The sequence below is a fragment of the Chitinibacter bivalviorum genome, assembly GCF_013403565.1.
In the GTDB taxonomy this organism is placed as follows: domain Bacteria; phylum Pseudomonadota; class Gammaproteobacteria; order Burkholderiales; family Chitinibacteraceae; genus Chitinibacter; species Chitinibacter bivalviorum.
On sequence record NZ_CP058627.1, the window covers coordinates 3,224,123 to 3,244,314 of the forward strand.

Annotated in this window: 16 protein-coding genes; 11 read left to right on the forward strand and 5 right to left on the reverse strand. The window is 53.3% G+C overall.

Annotated elements, in window-relative coordinates:
• Nucleotides 1–67: 67 nt before the first annotated feature.
• The gene (locus HQ393_RS15335) at nt 68–412 is read left to right on the forward strand and encodes a zinc ribbon domain-containing protein YjdM (RefSeq protein WP_179356245.1); all 345 of its coding nucleotides are present in this window, start codon (nt 68–70) and stop codon (nt 410–412) included.
• A 173-nt stretch (nt 413–585) separates the two neighbouring features.
• On the opposite strand, the gene gspE is transcribed toward HQ393_RS15335, so the two are convergent.
• The 3 genes from gspE to HQ393_RS15350 are packed head-to-tail and all read right to left on the reverse strand — an operon-like array spanning nt 586 to nt 5,037.
• A complete protein-coding gene (gene gspE, locus HQ393_RS15340; protein ID WP_179356247.1) occupies nt 586–2,061 on the reverse strand; it encodes a type II secretion system ATPase GspE in 1,476 nt (491 codons plus the stop codon).
• A gap of 1 nt (nt 2,062) precedes the next feature.
• Nucleotides 2,063–4,183: a type II secretion system secretin GspD gene (gene gspD / locus HQ393_RS15345; RefSeq protein WP_179356250.1), complete on the reverse strand. Its 2,121-nt coding sequence runs from the start codon at nt 4,181–4,183 to the stop codon at nt 2,063–2,065.
• Nucleotides 4,184–4,215: 32 nt separating this feature from the next.
• Nucleotides 4,216–5,037 carry a hypothetical protein gene (locus tag HQ393_RS15350; protein WP_179356253.1) on the reverse strand — a complete coding sequence of 274 codons (822 nt, stop codon included), beginning with the start codon at nt 5,035–5,037 and terminating at the stop codon, nt 4,216–4,218.
• Nucleotides 5,038–5,275: 238 nt separating this feature from the next.
• Between HQ393_RS15350 and gspF the strand changes: the two genes are divergently transcribed.
• The 7 genes from gspF to HQ393_RS15385 all read left to right on the forward strand — a co-directional run bounded on the left by gspF (nt 5,276) and on the right by HQ393_RS15385 (nt 11,417).
• On the forward strand, nt 5,276–6,478 hold the full coding sequence (gspF, locus tag HQ393_RS15355; protein WP_179356255.1) for a type II secretion system inner membrane protein GspF: 1,203 nt from the start codon (nt 5,276–5,278) through the stop codon (nt 6,476–6,478).
• Nucleotides 6,479–6,609: 131 nt separating this feature from the next.
• A complete protein-coding gene (gspG, locus tag HQ393_RS15360) occupies nt 6,610–7,032 on the forward strand; it encodes a type II secretion system major pseudopilin GspG (protein WP_179356257.1) in 423 nt (140 codons plus the stop codon).
• Between the two features lie 480 nt (nt 7,033–7,512).
• Nucleotides 7,513–8,016, forward strand: a complete 504-nt coding sequence (gene gspH, locus HQ393_RS15365; protein WP_179356260.1) for a type II secretion system minor pseudopilin GspH — start codon at nt 7,513–7,515, stop codon at nt 8,014–8,016.
• On the forward strand, nt 8,013–8,381 hold the full coding sequence (gene gspI / locus HQ393_RS15370) for a type II secretion system minor pseudopilin GspI (RefSeq protein WP_179356263.1): 369 nt from the start codon (nt 8,013–8,015) through the stop codon (nt 8,379–8,381). Before gspH ends, gspI begins: the two co-directional genes overlap by 4 nt.
• Nucleotides 8,382–8,751: 370 nt before the next feature.
• Nucleotides 8,752–9,519 (forward strand): type II secretion system minor pseudopilin GspJ, encoded by a 768-nt coding sequence (gspJ, locus tag HQ393_RS15375; RefSeq protein ID WP_281361470.1) that lies wholly within the window; start codon nt 8,752–8,754, stop codon nt 9,517–9,519.
• Entirely contained in the window at nt 9,516–10,415 is a 900-nt protein-coding gene (gene gspK / locus HQ393_RS15380) for a type II secretion system minor pseudopilin GspK (RefSeq protein ID WP_179356268.1), read from the forward strand. The genes gspJ and gspK overlap by 4 nt, the downstream gene beginning before the upstream one ends.
• 114 nt (nt 10,416–10,529) lie before the next feature.
• Nucleotides 10,530–11,417 (forward strand): hypothetical protein, encoded by an 888-nt coding sequence (locus tag HQ393_RS15385; RefSeq protein ID WP_179356271.1) that lies wholly within the window; start codon nt 10,530–10,532, stop codon nt 11,415–11,417.
• A gap of 65 nt (nt 11,418–11,482) precedes the next feature.
• Here HQ393_RS15385 and HQ393_RS15390 read toward each other — a convergent pair whose 3' ends face one another.
• Entirely contained in the window at nt 11,483–13,732 is a 2,250-nt protein-coding gene (locus tag HQ393_RS15390; RefSeq protein WP_179356274.1) for an alkaline phosphatase D family protein, read from the reverse strand.
• Between the two features lie 453 nt (nt 13,733–14,185).
• On the opposite strand from HQ393_RS15390, the gene HQ393_RS15395 reads away from it, so the two are divergent.
• The 3 genes from HQ393_RS15395 to HQ393_RS15405 all read left to right on the forward strand — a co-directional run bounded on the left by HQ393_RS15395 (nt 14,186) and on the right by HQ393_RS15405 (nt 18,839).
• Nucleotides 14,186–16,936, forward strand: a complete 2,751-nt coding sequence (locus HQ393_RS15395; RefSeq protein WP_246307909.1) for a glycosyl hydrolase family 18 protein — start codon at nt 14,186–14,188, stop codon at nt 16,934–16,936.
• A 443-nt stretch (nt 16,937–17,379) separates the two neighbouring features.
• Nucleotides 17,380–17,880: a glycine cleavage system transcriptional repressor gene (locus HQ393_RS15400; protein WP_179356276.1), complete on the forward strand. Its 501-nt coding sequence runs from the start codon at nt 17,380–17,382 to the stop codon at nt 17,878–17,880.
• The gene (locus HQ393_RS15405; protein ID WP_179356278.1) at nt 17,877–18,839 is read left to right on the forward strand and encodes an ABC transporter substrate-binding protein; all 963 of its coding nucleotides are present in this window, start codon (nt 17,877–17,879) and stop codon (nt 18,837–18,839) included. The genes HQ393_RS15400 and HQ393_RS15405 overlap by 4 nt, the downstream gene beginning before the upstream one ends.
• Before the next feature lie 53 nt (nt 18,840–18,892).
• Here the strand turns inward: HQ393_RS15405 and HQ393_RS15410 are convergent, their stop codons facing one another.
• The gene (locus HQ393_RS15410) at nt 18,893–20,056 is read right to left on the reverse strand and encodes a class I SAM-dependent methyltransferase (protein ID WP_179356281.1); all 1,164 of its coding nucleotides are present in this window, start codon (nt 20,054–20,056) and stop codon (nt 18,893–18,895) included.
• Nucleotides 20,057–20,192: the final 136 nt, after the last annotated feature.

Consider the following 20,192-nt stretch of genomic DNA (forward strand, 5'->3'; position numbering starts at 1 on the left):
TATTTGAATCCCCTAGCTTTACTAGGGGTATAATGCGAGCCTTGTAAAACTTGAATTTGGAAAAACCATGTCAAACGCACCCGCCTGTCCACAATGTACGCTGGAAAATACTTACCCTGATGGCGACAACTTCGTGTGCGCAGACTGTGGTTTTGAATGGCCACAAGGCGCAGCCGCCAAAGACGATGATGATGCGGATGCGGTGGTCAAAGATTCGGTGGGCAATGTCCTGGCCGATGGCGATGCCGTGGTGGTCATCAAAGATTTGAAGGTCAAAGGCTCGTCCATCGTGATTAAGCAAGGCACCAAGGTCAAAAGTATCCGCTTGGTGAGCGGCGGCGATCACGAAGTCGATTGCAAAACGGATGTTGGTAATTTCATGCTTAAAGCGGCATTTTTGCGTAAAGCCTAATGCCCATCGACCAAAGAAAAAACCGCCATTGACTGGCGGTTTTTTGCTTTCTGCCCGTGCTGCTGAGGCAAACTTCATTTTGCGGCGATGCACTGCCAGTAAGTCAACGGTTACCAACAAATTGAGGGGAGCTCATTAATGCGCTGTGTGCCAAGGCTTGGTTGATCCTTCGCTTAATTACCTCGCGTCACCCGCAGCATTTCCTCGATACTCGTTACGCCTTCCAACACTCGCTGTGCCGCATCTTGGCGCAAGCTGTGCATGCCCAAGTTTTCAGCGTGAGTGCGGATGTCTTGCTCGTTGGCCGAGTTGTGAATCTGGCCGCGCATCGCTTCATCGACGATCAATAGCTCATGAATGCCAGTACGGCCACGGTAGCCAGTATTGGCGCAGGCGGGGCAGCCGACGGGGCGATACAGTGTGATACTGCCGTTTGTATTGCTGCCAAGTTCAGCTATTTCTTCATCTGTGGCGCTATACCCCTGCTTGCAGCTGGGGCAAAGCGTACGCACTAAGCGTTGCGCCAGCACGCCAATGGTTGAGGAGGCGAGCAAAAATGGCTCGATGCCCATATCAACTAGCCGCGTGATCGCGCTGCTCGCATCATTGGTGTGCAGCGTGGCGAGTACCAAGTGGCCTGTGAGAGAAGCCTGCACGGCGATTTGCGCGGTTTCTAGGTCGCGAATCTCACCGATCATGATCACGTCTGGGTCTTGGCGCAGAATCGCGCGCAAGGCGCGGGCAAAGCTCATGTCGATGCGCGGGTTGACCTGTGTTTGGCCGATGCCGTCGAGGTCGTACTCGATCGGGTCTTCCACCGTCATGATATTGCTGTTTTTAGCGTCCATGCTGCCGAGTGCCGCGTACAGCGTGGTCGTTTTACCCGAGCCCGTTGGGCCAGTGACCAGCACAATGCCGTGCGGGGCGGCGAGTAATCCGTTCAATTCATTCAGCGTTTTTTCGCCCATGCCCAGTTTGACTAGTTGCAAGCGACCCGCTGATTTATCCAGCAAACGCAGTACGGCTCGCTCGCCATGACCGGTGGGCAGCGTTGAAACGCGCACATCGACCGGGCGACCCGCGATGCGCAGATTGATACGACCGTCTTGCGGCAAGCGTTTTTCGGCGATGTCGAGGCCGGCCATGACTTTGATGCGCGACACTAGCGCGGCGTGTAGTGCGCGGTTGGGCTCGATAACGTCGCGTAAGGTGCCATCAACACGATAGCGCACGACCGAGCGCGTTTCGAATGGCTCGATATGCACGTCGGAAGCATTTTCGCGCAAGGCTTCGGTGAAAATGGCGTTGATCAAGCGAATTACGGGCGATGATTCTTCCGCTTCCATCAAATCTGACACTTCGGGCATGTCTTGCACCAGCCGCGCCAGATCGGCCGATTCCTCGATGTCGTCGACCATATTGGCCGCGCCACCTTGGCTACCGCCGCCAAAGGTTTGGTTGAGCAAGGCGTCAAATTCGGCCTCGCTGACGACTTGCAGGCGGGCTTGGCCGAGTTTGCGGCGCAATTCACCCATCGCCGCCATGCTGCCGCCATGGCGGAAATACAGCGGCGTCAGACCATCTTGTTCTTCACCATCCAAAACGCCAAATTCGCGGGCATAGCTATAGCTAACTAAATGATTGGCCATCTTATTTCTGCGCGGGTTTCACTGCTGTGGCAGCGGGTGTAGCGGTGTCGGGCGCAACAGTAGGGGCGGGTTGGCTTGAATACACCGACAAACCTTGCTCCGGTAAATTGGCGGGCAATTGCACTTTAGGCATATCTTGCAAGAACCAATGATCGCCGACTTTATAGTCGCCTTGCTGCTTGCGCAGATATTGGTATCTATCGTTGGTGAGCAGTGAATTCGCTTGCGTGTCTTTGATCAAGACGGGGCGCAGGAAGACCATCAGATTCACTTTTTCCCATTTACGATTTTCATATTTGAATAGCTCGCCAAGGAGTGGAATGTCGCCCAAGCCCGGTACCTGATTGCCTGCGTTGGAGAGGCGATCTTCGATCAAGCCACCCAACACGACGATCTGGCCGTCATCGACCAATACTTTGGTTTCAATCGTGCGCTGCTTGGTGGCCAGGCCATTGCCTTGCGTATTGACCGTGTTATCGATGCTGGAGACTTCTTGGTACACCGTCATCGTAATGATGCCGCCTTCCGATACTTGCGGACGGACGCGCAATTTAATACCGATGTCTTTGCGCTCGACCGTGGTAAATGGATTGGGGTTGCTGCCGGTGGAAGACTGCGTACCGGTCACAATCGGAATATTCTGGCCAACGGTGATTTTGGCTTCTTCATTATCGAGCATCAGCAAATTGGGGGTCGATAACACATTGCCGTTGCCGCTACTTTGCAGGGCTGATGCAATCAAGCCCAATGATGCTGAGCCATCCCGTGGATCGCCATTGAATAGACCCATCGTCAGCCCCATCGGAATACCAGCAGGGGTTTTATTGATGATATTGGTGATGACATTGCCCAGTGTATTGCTGCCTGTCGACAAATTGGCCACGCCAGCAGCGCCAATTTTGTTATTGCCGCCACCGACAATCCACTGAAAACCAAATTCAGATAATTTGGATAAATTTACCTCGGCGATCATTGCCTCAACATAAATCTGATTGCGGCGAACGTCGAGCTTATCGATCACGGCGCGCAGATTGTTGTAGACATTCTGCGGGGCAGTGATGATCAAGGAGTTGGTCACACTGTCGGCCTGCACGCGCACAGTCGCGCCCGCCACTTGTACGGTGGTTGCGGTAGATGTGCTGCTTGTTCCATTGTTGGTGAGCGGTGCTGATGTGGCATTGAGCGTATTGGCAATCGTGCTGCTCGGGTTGCTACTCAGATTGGTCGTCGTATTTGAAGCCGTACTTGAGTTGTCGTCTTGACCAGTGAGCAAGCCTTTTAGCGTTGCCGCCAATTTGGTCGCTTCGGCATTGCGCAGGTAAATGACATTGATGGTGCTGTCGTTTGTTGCGGCTTCATCCAGTTGGCTAATTAGATTACGTAATTGGGAGGTTTGCGCGGCATTGAGTGCGCGGATCATCAAGCGATTGCCGCGTGGGTCGGGTACGACAATCGAGCGACGTACGCCATCTGGCGTCGGCAAGGCACTGGCTGAGTTTTGTACGCTCACTTCCGGCATCAGGCGGGCAATATTCTGCGCTACGTCGAGCGCTGAAGCATGCAGCAGCTTAATCGTAAAAATTTCGCTGTTTTTGGGCTGATCGATATTGTCGATAATGCGCGCCAGACGGCGGACATTGTCGGCATAATCGGTGATCACAATGGTATTGCTGCTACCCGATTGATACGCGCTGATCAGGCTATTGGGCGAGGCGAGCGGGCGCAGCATTGTCGACATCTGGTTGGCGCTTTCATTATTCAGATTAAAAATCTGCGTAATGATTTGCTCACCGCTGGCATTTTCGCCGCGCACGAGGGTTTTATTGCTCAGCGCCTTGCTGTCGGCTTCTGGCTGAATCTTGATCACGCCATTACTCTGAATGGTGCTGTAACCGGCTTGGCGCAATGCCGATTGCAAAATCGGATACACCAAATCTTTGCTCACCGGCTGCGTCGAGACAATATTGATCGTGCCTTTGACCCGTGGATCGACGATGAAATTTTTTCCGCTAATCAGGCTAATGGCTTTCACCGTGGTTTCGATGTCGGAATTAACAAAATTCAACATGACTTTTTCATCGCTGCCAGCGGCAAAGGCGGCGTTGAAAAGAAGGGTGCTCAACAGAGAGCCAATTAGAGCTTGCTTGAGGATTTTCATGGATTCACGGTATAGCTAATGGTGTGCTGTTGATCTTGGCGCGTAATCATCACCGATAATTGGCTTTGTTGACTAAACGCAGCGTACAGCAGGGATAAATCGTCGAGTTTGTTGAGTGGGCGACCATTCACTGCTTTGATAATGTCGCCATCGCGCAGCTGTAAAACCTGCGCCAATTGTTGCTGGCTGGCCTGCTCAACGGCAATGCCGCCCGCTGCGCTGGTGCCAAGGCCTTTGCTCCAGTTGGCCAGATTGCCGCCTTGCAGCACACCTGTGAGCTGGCCACGTGTTAAGGTAATCGCACTGGTACTTGTCGTTGCATTGGCTGCTGGGGCTAAAGTACTCACCTTGGGTAATGAGCCAGGCTCATAGTCTGCTGCTGGCTGTGCAGCTATACCCGATGCTTTGAGGTAAACCTTGCGCTGACTGCCATTGGCGTCAATGACAATATGATCTCGATTGGCTGCGATCAGCTTGCCATAGCTACCCACATCACCGCCCAATTTGACGGCTATGGCGCTGGCTTCAACGCCTTCAATAATCGCTACACCGTTACTGCCCGAAATCAGCGCTTTGAGCGATAGCGTCGATGCTTCAGCGGCGACGCTTTGGCCCGCTTGAAATAAGCGGCTCACTGCGGCAGGGTCAAAACTACTTTTACTCGGCGCTTCTTGCGCTAGACGCAGTGCGCGCGCCTGATTGCTCGGAGCAATGATTTGCCATAACAAGCCTGCGAGCAGCCAAAGCAAAAGCAGGCCAAGGCCGATCTGCACCAGATGCGCGAGCTGCTTGGGATGAAAGGTGGGTCTAAATTGCATAATCTCTTTGGTGAATGCCCCTGATTGCCGTCGGGGTAACGGTCTCGCTTAATCGGCTTGAACAAATTTGTAATCAGCAACAGGCAGTACATGTAATATTGCACTGATTTTGCCATAGAATAACCGCATTGAAGCACAGTTACATGACTTCTATTGTTTCAAGTCGGGTGATGTACGACAAACTGCAATTATTTTGACGACATAATGTCATTCTTGCCTCTTTTAAGAAAAATATCCTGTGAGTGCATTTCGATATCAAGCCGTTTCCGCTGCCGGCGGTAAGCCACAATCGGGTCAGATTGACGCCGAATCGGCGCGGCACGCGCGTAGCTTGTTGCGCGAGCAAGGCCTACATGTGTTGCAGCTCGACGCCGCGACGGGCGAAGCAACGGCTGCGCAAAAAATCCGCTTCTCCAGCCCGCAACTCGCGACCTTAACGCGGCAGTTTTCCGCTTTACTCGACGCCGGGCTGACGATCGATGAATTACTCGTTGTGCTGGCCGAGCAGGCCGATCAGGCCAAAACGCAACAGATTTTGGCCGGACTGCGCCGCGACGTAATGGCGGGGATGCCGCTGTCGAACGCGATGGATCAATTCCCGCGCGTTTTCCCCTTGCTGTATCGCACCTTGGTGAAGGCGGGCGAGGAGTCGGGCAAGCTCGCTGGCGTGATGCAACGCCTTGCTGATTATCTGGAAGCGCGGGGCGAGCTTAATACCAAAATCGCACTGGCCTTTATTTATCCTGCAGTGGTGATGTTTGTCTCGGCCTTGGTGATTTTGGGTATGCTCACTTGGGTTGTGCCGCAGATGGTGCAAGTGTTCGAATCGGCCAAGCAAACGCTGCCGCTGCTGACGCGCGCATTATTGTGGACCAGCGCGGCGGTCAAAACTGCCGGTATTTGGGTCGCGCTGGCGCTGGCATTGGCGGGCGTGGCGGCGTTTTATGCCTTAAAAAAGCCCGATGTGAAATTACGTTTTCATCGTTGGCGTTTAACATGGCCGATGCTGGGCTATCTGGATCGGCTCGCTAACACCGCGCGATTTGCCAGTACTTTGGCGATTTTGGTCGGTAGCGGCGTGCCACTGCTTAAATCACTCGATGCCGCCGAAGGCGTGATGAGCAATCTGCAATTACAAGGTGCCGTTGGCGAAGTGGCGGGGCAAGTGCGCGAAGGTGTTGGCTTGGCGCGCGCGATGAAAGCGGCCAATGAATTCCCGCCGCTGTTGCTCCATCTGGTGTCCAGCGGTGAAGCAACAGGGCGTTTGGCCAATATGCTTGATCGCGCGTCGATTGAGCAAACCAAAGAGCTAGATCGTAAAGTCACCGCCTTCACTAGCCTGCTCGGTCCCTTGATGGTCTTGGTGATGGGCGGGGTGGTGATGTTGATTGTGTTGGCGATCTTATTGCCCGTGTTCGAAATGAATCAGCTTGTGAAGTAGGATGCAATAAACGAAGTGCATTGCACCGAGTGGCTAGTGGTGCAATGCGTTTCACTTATTGCACCCTACAAGTATTGCGCTGAATGTTAATTAAATTATGATATTTGGGGCTATACCCCTGTGGAGTAAGTATGAAAAAGAACCGTGGTTTTACCTTAATTGAGATTTTGGTCGTTGTGTCGATTCTGGCAATTTTGGGCGCCTTGATCGTACCTAAAATCATGAATCGCCCGAACGAAGCGCGCATTGTCGCGGCCAAGCAAGATGTGTCGGCAATTATGGCTGCGCTGAAATTGTATAAGCTCGATAACGGTCGCTACCCAACGACCGAACAAGGCCTCAAAGCCCTGATCGAAAAACCACAAGCCGCGCCAGTACCGAATAACTGGAAATCGGGCGGCTACCTCGAAAAAGCACCGAAAGACCCTTGGGGCGCAGATTATGTGTATCTGAACCCGGGCGCGCATGGTGAGATTGATGTGTTGAGCTACGGGCCGGAAGGGCAGGCGGGGGCGGATAATCCAGAAAACCTCATCGGCTCGTGGCAGCAATAAAACAGCGGCTGCGAAGTCCGATGGCTGCGTTAGAAAATCACTCAAAATCCTCATGTACTGCAGTACATTCCGGTTTTTCGCGATTTTCTGCCTTGCCCTCGAACTTCTCGCTCGCTGTTTGCACGGTATGAGTTCGGTAGGTCGAATTAACCGAAGGCCTTATCCGACAGCGAGTGATGCTCGAAGCCTGATAACGCTGCGCTCATCCAGCCTACTTCGCTGTTCGTTTTATTCGAAAAAGAGTGCGATGTTTCAGATTGGGGCTTGAATTCCCGTGTAGCGAAAACCGAGGTGAGGAGGGAGACAAACGGCTTGATCGTTTGGCTCACGACGAGCAGAGGCTTGGCGCGGAGCGCTTTTCGCCCGGGTCGCCTTTCTTTCCCCACTTTCTTTGGCGAAGCAAAGAAAGTGGGTGCCGCGGCGCATAGCCGCCAATCCAAGCTCCGGCTTACCCTATTGAATTTATTTACAGAGAGATTTTTGAAAAACCGACTTCCTCATTCGGGCTTCACGCTGCTCGAAATCCTCGTCGTCACCGCGATCATCATGATCGTGACGAGCTTTGTTGCGTTCAAATTTAATCGCGGCAGCGGCGCGCCTGAGGCGGCGGAGCGGCTGGTGCTGCAATTTGAAGCGGCACGCGATGAGGCGATTGCCAAAGGTCGCGTGATTGGCTGGTCGAGCGACGGTGCGGGGTATCAATTCTGGTTGCAAAACGAGCGGCTGGAGTGGGAGCCTATTCAAAATAACGACGCCTTGCGCAATACGCGTTTGGGCGAGGGTGTGCAAATCAGCTCGCAATTTGTTAATCAACAGCAGCGCCCCTTGGGCGAGCGCGTGTTGTTTCCCAGTGATGGCGTGATCGAGCCATTTCAGATTCAAATTGTCGCCGGTGAGCAAAAGCTGCGCGTCGGGGGTGATGTGATGGGGCGTTTTGCGCTGCTGGATTTTGATGCCAGTGCCACCGCCAAGGTGTCGCCATGAAACGGCAGCAAGGTTTTACGCTGATTGAAGTGTTGATTGCGCTGGCCGTGCTGGGCATTACGCTGGCGGCCGCCGCGCGTCTGGTGATGAGTAGCACCGACACGCTGATCGACTATCGCACGCGCACGTTGGCGAGCTGGGTGGCGAGCAATTTGGTCAATCAACAACTGGCGATGCGCGGCTTTCCCGAAACCGGCGCGACGCAAGGCAATGTGACGCAAGGCGGCGAGAATTTCATTTACCGCATGAATGTCAGCCCGACGCCCAATTACAGTTTTCGGCGGATTGAGCTGGCGGTATCGAGTGTGGATAAGCCCGATTACGTACTGGCTTTGCAGGTGTTTTATGCTGCGAAGACGGAGTAATGGTATGAGGGCTTTGATTTTATTGGCTTGTGGCCAAATACATATCAATGTTTTGAGTTGTGCTCAAAATGTGCTGAGTATTTTAAGCGCCTTTGGCGCGATATGCATGAGTGCGCGTTCTGCCGCGCAGGCAGGTTGGGGGCTTTGCTTCTCCAAAGCCCCCAACACCCCAAAGGAGCCCCGAGGCGCGATCGGCTCCGCCGTTCCCTCTCTCGTCGCGAGCCTAGGGTCTCGCTCCTCACTCGGCTCGCTTGGACGGGAATTTAAGCCCCAGAACAGAGATCAAGTTTCAAATTGTTTAATAGGTATATCAATAAAGTCCTTTATTTTCTTTGTTTTTAAGGCAATACCTAGTGGTGTATATGACGCGATGCTGGTGCAGGGGCTTGAATTCCCGTTAAAGCGAACACCGAGTGAGGCGCGAGACGAACAGTTTTATCGTTTGGCTCGCAACGAGAGAGGGAACGGCGGAGCCGGGTTCGCCTCGGGGCTCCTTTGGGGTGTTGGGGGCTTTGGAGAAGCAAAGCCCCCTTCCTGCTCGCGCGGCGGAACGCGCACCCAAATTGAGCGGCTTAGCCGCATAAATGAAGGCTTTACGTTGCTTGAAGTCCTCGTCGCTTTGGCGATTTTTGCAATCATGAGTCTGATTACCTATCGCGGCGTGACGATGGTGATTGATACGCGCATCGCGGTGGTGAGTGAAACGGCGTATTGGCGCGAGCTGACGCTGGCGTTTGAGCGGATAGAAAGTGATTTATCGCAATTGGCGCCGCGCCCGTGGCGTGATGGCGCGGGGCAAATGCAGTCGCCGCTGCGCAGTGTGAGTAGCGCCGCCGCGCCGACGGGTTTGGAATTTGTGCGCTTTGATGCCAATCGCGCACCGCTGCATGGCATTTATGAATGCCGTGATCAGCAATTATTGCTCAAGCTCTATCCTCAGCCCGATTTGCGCGAGGGCATTGAGCCGGTGACACATCAATTATTGAAAAACTTGAGTCAGTGCGAGCTGGCGTTTATGGACGAGAAAAATCAGTGGCTGCCGACGTGGACGCAGTCTAGCCGCCCGCGGGCGATTCGGATTCGTTTGGCGATGCAGCAGCACAATGGCATGTATGAACGGATCTTTTTAATTCCATGAGCGCGGCTAAAACATCACTTTTGCGTCAAAGCGGTGTCGCGATTATTGCGGTGCTGATGGTGGCGGCCTTGGTGGCGTCGATTGCGGGCTTGCTCATGCTGCGTCAGCAGCGCGCTTTGCAGCAACTCGAAATCCGCAAAGACACCGCCGAGGCGCGTGCGGCGACGTGGTCGGTATTGCAATTGGTGCGCCTGACTTTGCGCGACGATGCCCGCCAGGGCGAGCCCGATCATTTGCTCAAACCTTGGGCGATACCGATTCCGGAAATCAAGGTTGAAAACGGCGCATTAAGCGGCCGCTTGGTCGAGCTCAATGGCCGTTTTAATGTGAATAATCTGATCACCAGCGACGGCCAGCTCGATATGGCTGCGCTGGCAGCGTATCGACAGTTGATGATCAATCTGTCGCTTTCGCCCAATTTGGCTGATGGCTTACAAAAATATTTGACTGAACACGCGCTGAAAACCGGTGACAAGGTCAAACTGCAGCCCCTACTTGATTTGACGGAGCTGGCCAATGTGGCGGGCTATGACGCAGCGACGCTGCGCAATTTGGAAGCCAATGTCGTGGCCTTGCCGGTGAGTACGCCGCTAAATGTCAATTTTGTCTCGGCCGAAGTGTTGGCCGCTTGGATGCCTAAGCTTGGGGTATCGGGTGCAGAGCAAGCTTTATCAAGGCGTAGGAGTAAATACTTCGCTAGTGTCGATGACTTTGTTGCCCTGCTCCCAACTGAGCGTCAGGCAGAAGTGCCGCGTCAATTGCTGGCAGTGAAAAGCAGCTATTTTTGGGCCGATATGGGCGCTCGTTTTGGCTCGGTGTTTATGCAGCATCGCGCGCTACTTGATCGCTCCAAAGCTGAACTGCCGACTGTGCTGTGGCTACGTCGTAGTTATTAGGCAATAAAACGATCGTTTTCGCTCTTTTGTCGCAATTGTCATCAATAGCCTCTAAAATTCGCCCCTCAAGCCGTTCTAGCTTGGTTTATTCCGCCCACCACTGTGAGTTGATTTATGTTGAAAAAGTCTATTTGCTGCGCCTTGCTGGCTGCTGCGCCCCTATTCGCCCACGCAGCGGGTACCGAGTTTAGCTATGCTGTTACGCCAGTGTATGTACCAGACTTCAACCTCGACTCAGGCGGTAAAGCCAGCGCGACATGGGTTCTGGGCTCAGTGGGCGCGAAAACCCAGCTTGATCCGCAGCAAAGCTTGGGTGTGACGCTTAAAGCGGCTCGTCAGAATTGGTCATTTGAAAACCCGCAAGCATGGGGCGGTGTGACGCCATGGGGCAATTTGAATCGCTTTGATATTAGTTTGCCTTATACCTATGCCACGCAATCGGGCTGGTTATTCTCGGTGGCGCCCAATGTGCAATACGCTGGTGAAACTGGCGCCGATCAAGGCGAGAGCATGAGCTATGGCGCAACTGCATTTGCTGCCAAGTTTATCTCGCCGGGCTTGATGCTGGGCTTGGGTCTGGGCGCTTGGACTGGGCTGGAAGAAGCGCAAGTCTTTCCATTTTTGATTGTGAATTGGCAAATTACCGATGCCTTGCGTTTGGGAAACCCATTTGTCGCCAGCCCAGCTGGCCCGGCAGGTTTGGAATTAGCTTGGAAAGTCGCGCCACAAGTTGAATTGGCGGCTGGCGGCACATGGCGCAGCTACCAAACGCGCCTCGCGACGAATAATAAAGTCGCAGCCAATGGCGTATTGGAGGACAACTCAATTCCATTGTTTGTCCGTGGCTCATACACCGTGAGCAAAGCGGTGCGCTTTGATGCCTATGTCGGTAGCGCTGTGTCGGGCGAGTTTATTATTTACAACCAGAATGGTCAGAAAATCAGCACCGAAAAACACGATGCAATGCCATTTGTGTCGCTGAGTATGTCAGGCTCGTTCTAAGCAACGCCTTGATTAAAAAAAGCCCCTGTATGTGACAGGGGCTTTTGTTTTTTTAGTGCCTCAGTTTAGACCAGCTTTACGTCCACCACGCCCGATTGCACTTGCAGGCGGGTTTCTTTGCTCAGCACGGTGGCGGGCAATTGGCCATTTTGCAGTAAATTGACTTTGCGGAACGTGCAGTTGAGCGCGTCTGGGGTGACGGTGACGACCGCGTAACCTTGCGCATCGGTATCGGCATAACGAATCCACGGGTTGTTAATCGGGCCTTTGCCGGTGGCCTGATCAGCGAATGGATTCAGGAATGGCACGATTTGCGCGGCAGGCACTTGCGTTGGCGAAATGCTCATTTTTTCAGCAATCGATTTGGCTACCAAGGCATACAGCGTTTGCGCCGCAACCGACAAGCCTTTGGCCGCCAAATTAGCGATCAAGCCCGCAATGGTCTTACCCAATTCGCCGCCGAGCAAATCATTAAAGGTATTAACCTCGGCTTTGCTCAGATTGGCCGTGGGCAGAAAGGCAGCCGCGGGCACTAAACCTGCGGCAACTGCGCCGCCAACGGCTGCTTTGATAGCTGCGCTGTCGTTCAGATTGCTCACGCCTGCCTTTTGCGCAATGGCAATGCTGAGCATTTGAATCGCGATTTGTTCCGCGCCCGCGTCGCTGCTAAAGACCAAAGGCTGCGAGCTGGCCAAAGCGGGGTCACGTACCGAGCTGGCAAAATAATGGTAGAACGAATCACTACTGATGCCGGCCGTCACCAAATCGACTAAGGCTGGCGTATTTTGGCTGTAATCGGCGTGTGCAACGCCAGCGTAGAAGCTGTGAATATCGCCCGTAACGGCCACGACATTTTTAATGCTATTGCTACGAATAAAATTGAGCAGGTCGCTGCGCTCGGCGTTAAAGCCATCCCACTGATCGGCATTGAGCACGAAATCCTGCTGCATCGCGACGGGTACGCCAGCGAGCTTGCGCGCATCCAGCCGCATTTTCAGCAAAGACACCTCATTGCCCCAGACCTTCCAATTGGCGGGAGATGACTTGAGCGTGGTTTTCCACCAATCACGTTGTGGTTTGCCCAAAATCGACACCAGCGCCAACTCGTCGCCCGCGGCTTTGCCTGCGGCCATTTTTTGCGCTTCAGCGCCAGCCAGAATATTGCTGGGCACTAGGTAACGACTGCCAACCGAGCTGCCAGCGGCGGCTTCGGGGATGATGTGATCGGCGCGATACAGGCGCTCGTCGGTCATCACCAAATGCAGCAATTTGCCGAATTGGAAATCGCGATACAGGCGCACGGTTTGAAAGCCCGTCGCTTTGGCATCAAACACCACGTCGGCCGGCATAAATTCATACCACGCCTGATTGGCCGAACGGCGTCGGGTGGTTTCGTGTTTATTATCACCGCCGGTTTTGGCGTCATACGTGCCATTGTCGTAGGTCGTTGCATCGCCCCAGCAATCATCGGAAAACTCGTGGTCATCCCAGATCGCGATCATGGCAAAGCGGGCGTGAACTTGTTGCAGGCGCGGGTCGCTACGGTATTGCTTATACAGTGCGCGGTAGTCGGCCAGTGTATTGGCGTAGCGCGCACCGGATTGGCCGTTTTTGAACGGGCCATCGGGTAGTTTGAGCGCGGAGTGCGCGCTTTCGACTTGACCCGTTTGGAAGGCTTCGCCAACGGTTTCGTAAATGTAATCGCCCAGATGCACGATGAAATCGAGCTCGTCTTTGGCGAGCAAATCAAACGCGCCCCAGTGATTGATGCTCCAATCTTGGCACGATAAAAACGCAAATTTCAGTTGCGATACATCGGCAGTGGCGGCGGGTGCAGTTTTGAAACGGCCGATCATCGAGCGGCTGCCGCCGGCGATAAACTGATACCCATAGGTGGTATTGCTCTGTAGACCAGATAATTTATGGCGTACAGAGTGATCCCACTCGCTGCTGGCATTGAGCGTGACATTGGCAACGAGTTTGCCTTGCAGTACACCTGCCGTGCCGGTTAAGGCCGCGGGGTCACCCTCAAAGACTTGCAACACAATGGAGCTATCCATCGCAGCGCTTTGGCTGCTGATTGGATCAATGCCGACGGGTAAAACGCGCGTCCACAAAATCACGCTGTCAGCGCGTGGGTCGCCCGACGCGATCCCTTGTGGGAATTGAAATAACTTGCCCGGTGCGGGTGTTGTGCTCGCACCTGAAGTGCTCGAGCTGGCATCCGACGAACCACCACAAGCGGTGATCAAGAGTGGGCTGGCGACGCTCGCGGTCATAAAGCCGGCGAGTCGAATAAATTGGCGACGATCCATCTTTGTTCTCCCTAAAGATGGCGCATCATCGCGATCAATTATTACAAACGATCGTTTAAATTATGAATTTCTGATGCGGGTTTACCTTGTGTCGCTATGTGGATTGTCTTGGGGAAGCGGCGCGATGAAGCTCTGGTATTAACTATGCGAGCTGATCGCCGCTTGGCGAACAGCATGCGGTCAGGCTCGCTTGGATCGTGTTTTTATGGGGGAAAATTGATGCATTGTGGCGATGTCGATTTTGCAGAATGTCTTGATAGATCAGCTGATTAAGATCCCTGCTCGATGCGTTGTGAGCTGGCTCTCTGGATTGCTCACCATTGATCCTCTTTAAGGGAAACAAGATTGACAGCTGTAAGGGTTTGCCCGAATATGCTGCTTGTAGTGGTATTTAATGTCGCTACATCTAAATACCACTACAAAAATACAATCCCAAAACGGATGGAGAGAGAAATGCAAACGAGATTTGTACTGAGCACGATTGCGCTCGGCATTTTTGCGGCTGCGGGCTCGGCCCAAGCGGCAAATTGTGCTGCGCCATGGTCGAGCACCACAACGTATGCAGCAGGTGGCACGCAAGTGAGCTTTGCTGGACATAATTATTCAAATAAATGGTGGACGATGGGCGATGACCCCAGCAAGTCAGCCGACTGGGGCGTCTGGACTGATCTGGGCGTATGTACCACCACAGGTGCAACGACTCCTGCGCCAACTTACGGGCCAGCTCCAACCCCTGCAGTGACGCCTCCATCGCCAACTTACGACCCTATACCATCAGCAACACCAGGATCCACTGTTAAACCAACTGTTACCCCTGTTGTGACGGCGCCACCTGTAGCTTCATGTACAGTTTGGACCGAAGGCGCAAGCTATAAAGCCGGTGATGTGGTGAGCTATAAGGGCGTGACTTATACCGCTTTGAGCGCGCACACCGCCTATGTGGGAGCGGGCTGGACGCCAGATACCACGCCAACCTTGTGGAAAGCGGGTGGCGCTTGCGGCGTGGTAACGCCAACGACTACCCCGGTTGTGACGCCGACCGTAACGCCAGTCGTTACGCCAACCGCTACACCAAAACCAAGCGCTAGCCCAACGGCGACGCCAACGGTAACACCAGTGGTGACCCCAACTGCAACACCAGTTGTCACTGTGACGCCGACACCTACTCCAACGAGCACGCCAGTGGTGGGTAGCAACGAACAATGCCGTCCAGATGGCCTGACTAGCTCGGTGGCGAACGTACCCTATTGCTTGGCATATGACACCAATGGCCGTGAAAAGCTGGCGAATGGTCTGCAACGCCGCAATATTGGTTATTTCGCGAACTGGCGCACCGGTAAAGATCCAAAACAAGGCGTGTTCTTGGCGAACAATATTCCTTGGGGCAATCTGTCGCACATCAACTATGCCTTTGCGCACATTGATGGCAGCAACAAGATTTCGGTGAATGCCGAAGCCGCAGGTAATGAATCGACCGATATGACTTGGCCGACCATCGTTGGCGCTGAAATGGACCCTAGCTACAGCTACAAAGGCCATTTCAATTTGTTGAACAAGTACAAAAAACTCAACCCAGGCGTGAAAACACTGGTATCGATTGGTGGCTGGGCTGAAACCGGCGGCTACTTTGGTGCTGATGGCAAACGTGTGGCTTCGGGTGGCTTCTACGCGATGACGGTGAATGCCGACGGTACGGTGAACACGACAGGCATCAATACCTTCACCGATTCGGTGGTGGCGTTTGTTCGTCAATATGGTTTTGACGGTGCGGATATCGACTACGAATATCCAACCACGATGGAAAACTCGGGCAATCCGCTGGATTGGTCTTTCGCAACGCCACGTCAGAAAGGTTTGCAAGAAGGTTATCGCGTCTTCCTGCGTACTCTGCGTGAGAAACTCGATGCCGCCGCTGTGACCGATAGCAAGTACTACCAGCTGACCGCGGCCGTACCTGCATCAGGCTATTTGTTGCGCGGTATGGAATCTTACCAAGTGACCAAATACCTCGATTTCGTGAACGTGATGAGCTACGACTTGCACGGTACTTGGAACGAGTTTGTTGGCCCGAATGCGGCGCTGTTTGACGATGGCAAAGATGGCGAGTTGGCACGTTGGAGTGTTTACACCGACGCGCAATACGGCGGCATTGGCTATCTGAATACCGATTGGGCTTACCGATACTATCGTGGGTCTATGCCTGCAGGCCGCATTAACGTTGGTGTTCCATACTATACCCGTGGTTGGTCGAATGTAACTGGCGGTACTCATGGTCTGTGGGGTACGGCTTCCACCAATACTTGCCCAGTTGGCGTTGAAGCGCCTTGCGGTGTTGGCGCGAAAGGCATCGACAATATCTGGTTTGACGTTGATGAAAAAGGCAGCGTCGAAGACGCAGGTTCAAACCCAATGTGGCACGCGAAAAACCTTGAGAAAGGCATCGCGGGTGATTACCTGAAAGATTGGGGCTTCACTGCCGCCGATATCGTTGGCAAGTACGACCGCTACTACGATGCAACGCTGGTTGCTCCTTGGTTGTGGAATGAAACCAAGAAAGTATTCCTGTCGACCGAAGATGAGCAATCAATGCAAGTCAAAGCCGATTGGATTATCAAAAACGGCATTGGCGGTGCGATGAACTGGGAATTGGCTGGAGATTATGATTGGGATGCTAACCGCACCAATCTGAATGGCAGCAAAGGTCAGTACGTACCGGGCTCTACCTTGAGCAAACTGTTGGCGGATAAATTCCGTAGCGCGACACCGTACGGCAATACACGTGCGAAAGTAGCAATGCCAGCGCAAGTGGTCGATATTCAGGTTGAGTTGACCAAGTTTGGTTTGGGCGACGCAGGTAATTACCCAATTACCCCAACTTTGCATATCGTCAACAACACCGGCGTGAAATTGCCAACGGGCGCGAAATTGACCTTCCAGTACCCAGTATCAGCACCAAACACGATGGCCGGTAGCGGCCTGACTGTGGTGGCTTCTGAGCATACGGGTAGCACGATTGGCGGCTATAAAGGGGACTTCCACACTGTGGACGTAGCCTTGCCTGCCATGGCAATTGGCGCGGTGAAAGACATCAAGCTCGATTACAAACTGCCGATCTCAGGCCCATCGAACTTTGTGATCACCGTAGGTGGTAAAACGTTTGCAACTAAGCAAGAGTTCCCACAAAAACCAGTCGGTGCATTTTAATTAATGCGATGTATTGACCTAAAGGCCTTTTAATTAAAGACATTTAGGTTGATACACTGGTGAGGTATTAAAAAGCCCGCTCAATTGTAGCGGGCTTTTTGTTGTCCGTCGTGACACGTTATTTGGTAATTAAAGTGCAGGATAAAGCCGCACGTAGTTCATGGTTGTGCTTATAGGATGCGGTTGATACCACGCAATTTTGCAAAATTGCTGCGAATTACTCAGCAGCACATTCGCGCTGCGAAATAGCGCCTTGCGTAAACATGTTGCCGATTACATTATGCAAATGTGTTACATCAAAAACTCGTAATTCAAAAATCAGGCTCACAGCATCTTAAAATCGTAATAGCCGTGATATAACAATATCAAAGTGTCATCCATGATGGCAAAAAGCCATTTGAAACTCATTTCGGCACTTCGTGCTGTTTGCTTGTTGAGGTCTTATGAAAAACGTACTCATTGTATCGGTGCTGGGTAAGGATAAGCCGGGTCTGGTGGAACAATTGGCCGTGTTGATTTCTGCTCAGGGTGGCAATTGGCTCGAATCTTCATTTTCGCGTTTGGCGGGGCAATTTGCCGGGATTGTGAAAGTCGCGTTGGAAAACGATGGCGCTGCGCTTTTAAATGCTTTGCAGGCGCTGCCTGATTTGGATATTCGCGGCGTACTCGATCAAGACAATGAGCCGCTCGCGCAGCAAATGATTTCGCTGAGCTTGGTTGGCCATGATCGCATCGGGATTGTGAAAGATGTGGCGGCGATTTTGGCGCGTCATCATGTGAACGTGGAAAAGCTCACCACTTGGCTCGATAGTGCGCCCATGTCCGGTGATACCATGTTTCACGCTCAGGCCGATCTATCGGCTCCGGCGAGTGTCGATACCTTGCAATTGCGACAAGCACTGGAAGCCTTGGCCGATGATTTGATGGTAGAGCTTGGGGTATGATCGCCAAGCGATTTCTGCTATTGGCTTTGCTGGTGATACCCACATGGGCACTGGCATTGCCCCATGTGCTGATTATTGAAAGTTATCACCCTGAAAATAGCTGGGATCGCGAATATATTCAGGGGATTAAAAGTAAGCTCGATGGCATGGCAGAGTTGAGCTTTTTTTCGCTCGACACCAAACGATTACCCACCGATGATCATTTGAACCAAGCTACGCTGGCGTTTCGCTTCATGCACGAAGTCAACCCAGAGCTCGTCATACTGGGTGATGATGCCGCTTTGGCCTTAATGGGGCCAAAGCTGGCGCGGATGAAGATGCCGACGGTGTTTCTGGGTATCAATGCCGACCCAACACGCTATTTTGAAAATGGCAAATTGCCCAGCACGCTAACGGGCGTATTGGAGCGGCCGCAATACAAAAGCAGCTTTGCGCTGATCAATGAATTACTGCCCAAAGCCAGACGGATCTTGGTCTTGCTCGATCAAGAGCGAACTTCGCCGATCTTGCGCGATGAAATTGCCGCCGTGGCGGATGCGCGGGTGCATGTGCAGATTGTGACTAGCTTTGAAGATTGGAAAAATAAGGTCACGCAAGCGCCAGAGCAATATGATGCCATCCTGCTTGGCCCTTATCAGGCCTTACTCGATATGGAGCAGAACAATGTCGATGCCCAGCAAGTGATACATTGGACGTATCACAACAGCAAAATCCCCCTGTTTGGCTTTTGGGATTTTCAAATTGGCCGCGAAGCGGCGCTGGGCGGCGCGGTGATCACCGGTTTCGAGCAGGGCGCGGTGGCGGGGGCGATGGCCAAAGCGCAATTGCAATTGCCGCAGCAAACCCAAGCCGTGCGCCCCAGCAGCCCGGCGCGCATCATGCTGAGCCGCTCCCAGATTGAGCGCTGGAAAATGACAGTGCCAGCCACGCTGCGCAATCGGGTGAGCTGGTTGCCCTGAGCTGGTAGCAATGTCGTTACGGCAAGTGCAGCTGAGTCTTTTTGGCTGCTAAATTACAGCTCGCCTGATCGATCCTGAGCGCGAAATCCCGGTGCGGTTGCGCCTTCGAGGCCGCGCGAAAAGGCGATCACTTTGAATAACTCGCCCATTTCGGCGTGACCCAGTAGTTTTTGCAAGGCGGCGGCGGTGCGTAAATATTCGACCGACTGGCTATCGAGCTGAGCTGCGCGATCAAGAATGCCGCAATCGAGCAAATAGCTAGCTTGCGAGGTATAGCCATCTAGGCAAAGCCCAGATTGATCTGCAGCCTGATACATGGCAGAAAAATCGACATGACACGTGATGTCGGTGAGACCGGGCCAATGGAAAGGGTCGTGTACGGTGTGATGGCGATAGTGGCCGATGAGCGTGCCCATGCTGCGCTCAGGATGATAAAACTCACCCGCCGGAAAGCCATAATCGAGCATGAGTATCATGCCGCGTTGCAGGCTATTGGCCAGCGCGGCGATAAAACCTTGTGCTTCAAGCTGAACTTCGCTGGTATAGCCCGGAATTTGCGGCCAGCGAGCACATGCGGCCAGCAAATTTGCATCGTGCAGCGGTCGGTTTTGCCACGCAAAACCCTCTTCGCTCGCCACCACGCCGCGCTGTTGCCACGCGCCATCGACCAATTGCAGCACTTCGCAGGGCATGGCATCGAGTACTTCATTGCCAACAATCACGCCAACAAATTCAGTCGGTAAGGTATCGAGCCAGACGGCACGCTCGGCCAGGTGGGGGACTAGCGTTTGCAAGGTTTGCCGTTGGCGCTCGCGCAATTCACCCGATAATTCCAGAATGCCGTATTGCGCGGGTAATTGCTCTAGTCGTTCGAGCTCGGCCAAGATCTGAGCCGCGAGTTGCCCTGTGCCTGCGCCGACTTCGATAATATTGCCACCGGATTCTTGCAATACATGCGCAATCGTTGCGGCCACACAGCCACCAAACAGCGGTGACAGCCCCGGTGCAGTAATAAAATCACCCGCAGTACCAAATTTAGCCGCGCCACCGCTGTAATACCCCAAACCCGGCGTGTAGAGCGCCATGCGCATATAATCAGCAAACGAAATCCAGCCGTCTTGCGTGGCAATGTGCGAGCGAATATGTCGGCACAATGCATCGCTCGATGCGGCGGCGGCAATATCTGGCGTAGGGAGCTGAGGCTGGCTGGGATTCATGTAAAATGAGCTGTAAGTATCGGTGTGGCCGAGATTTTAACATGGAAGTCGATGCTGACTGACTGCGCCGATGGAATGCAATCGGGCGGCGCCCAAGCTCATTTTGATTAATTTACTTCAATAAACTGTATTGCCT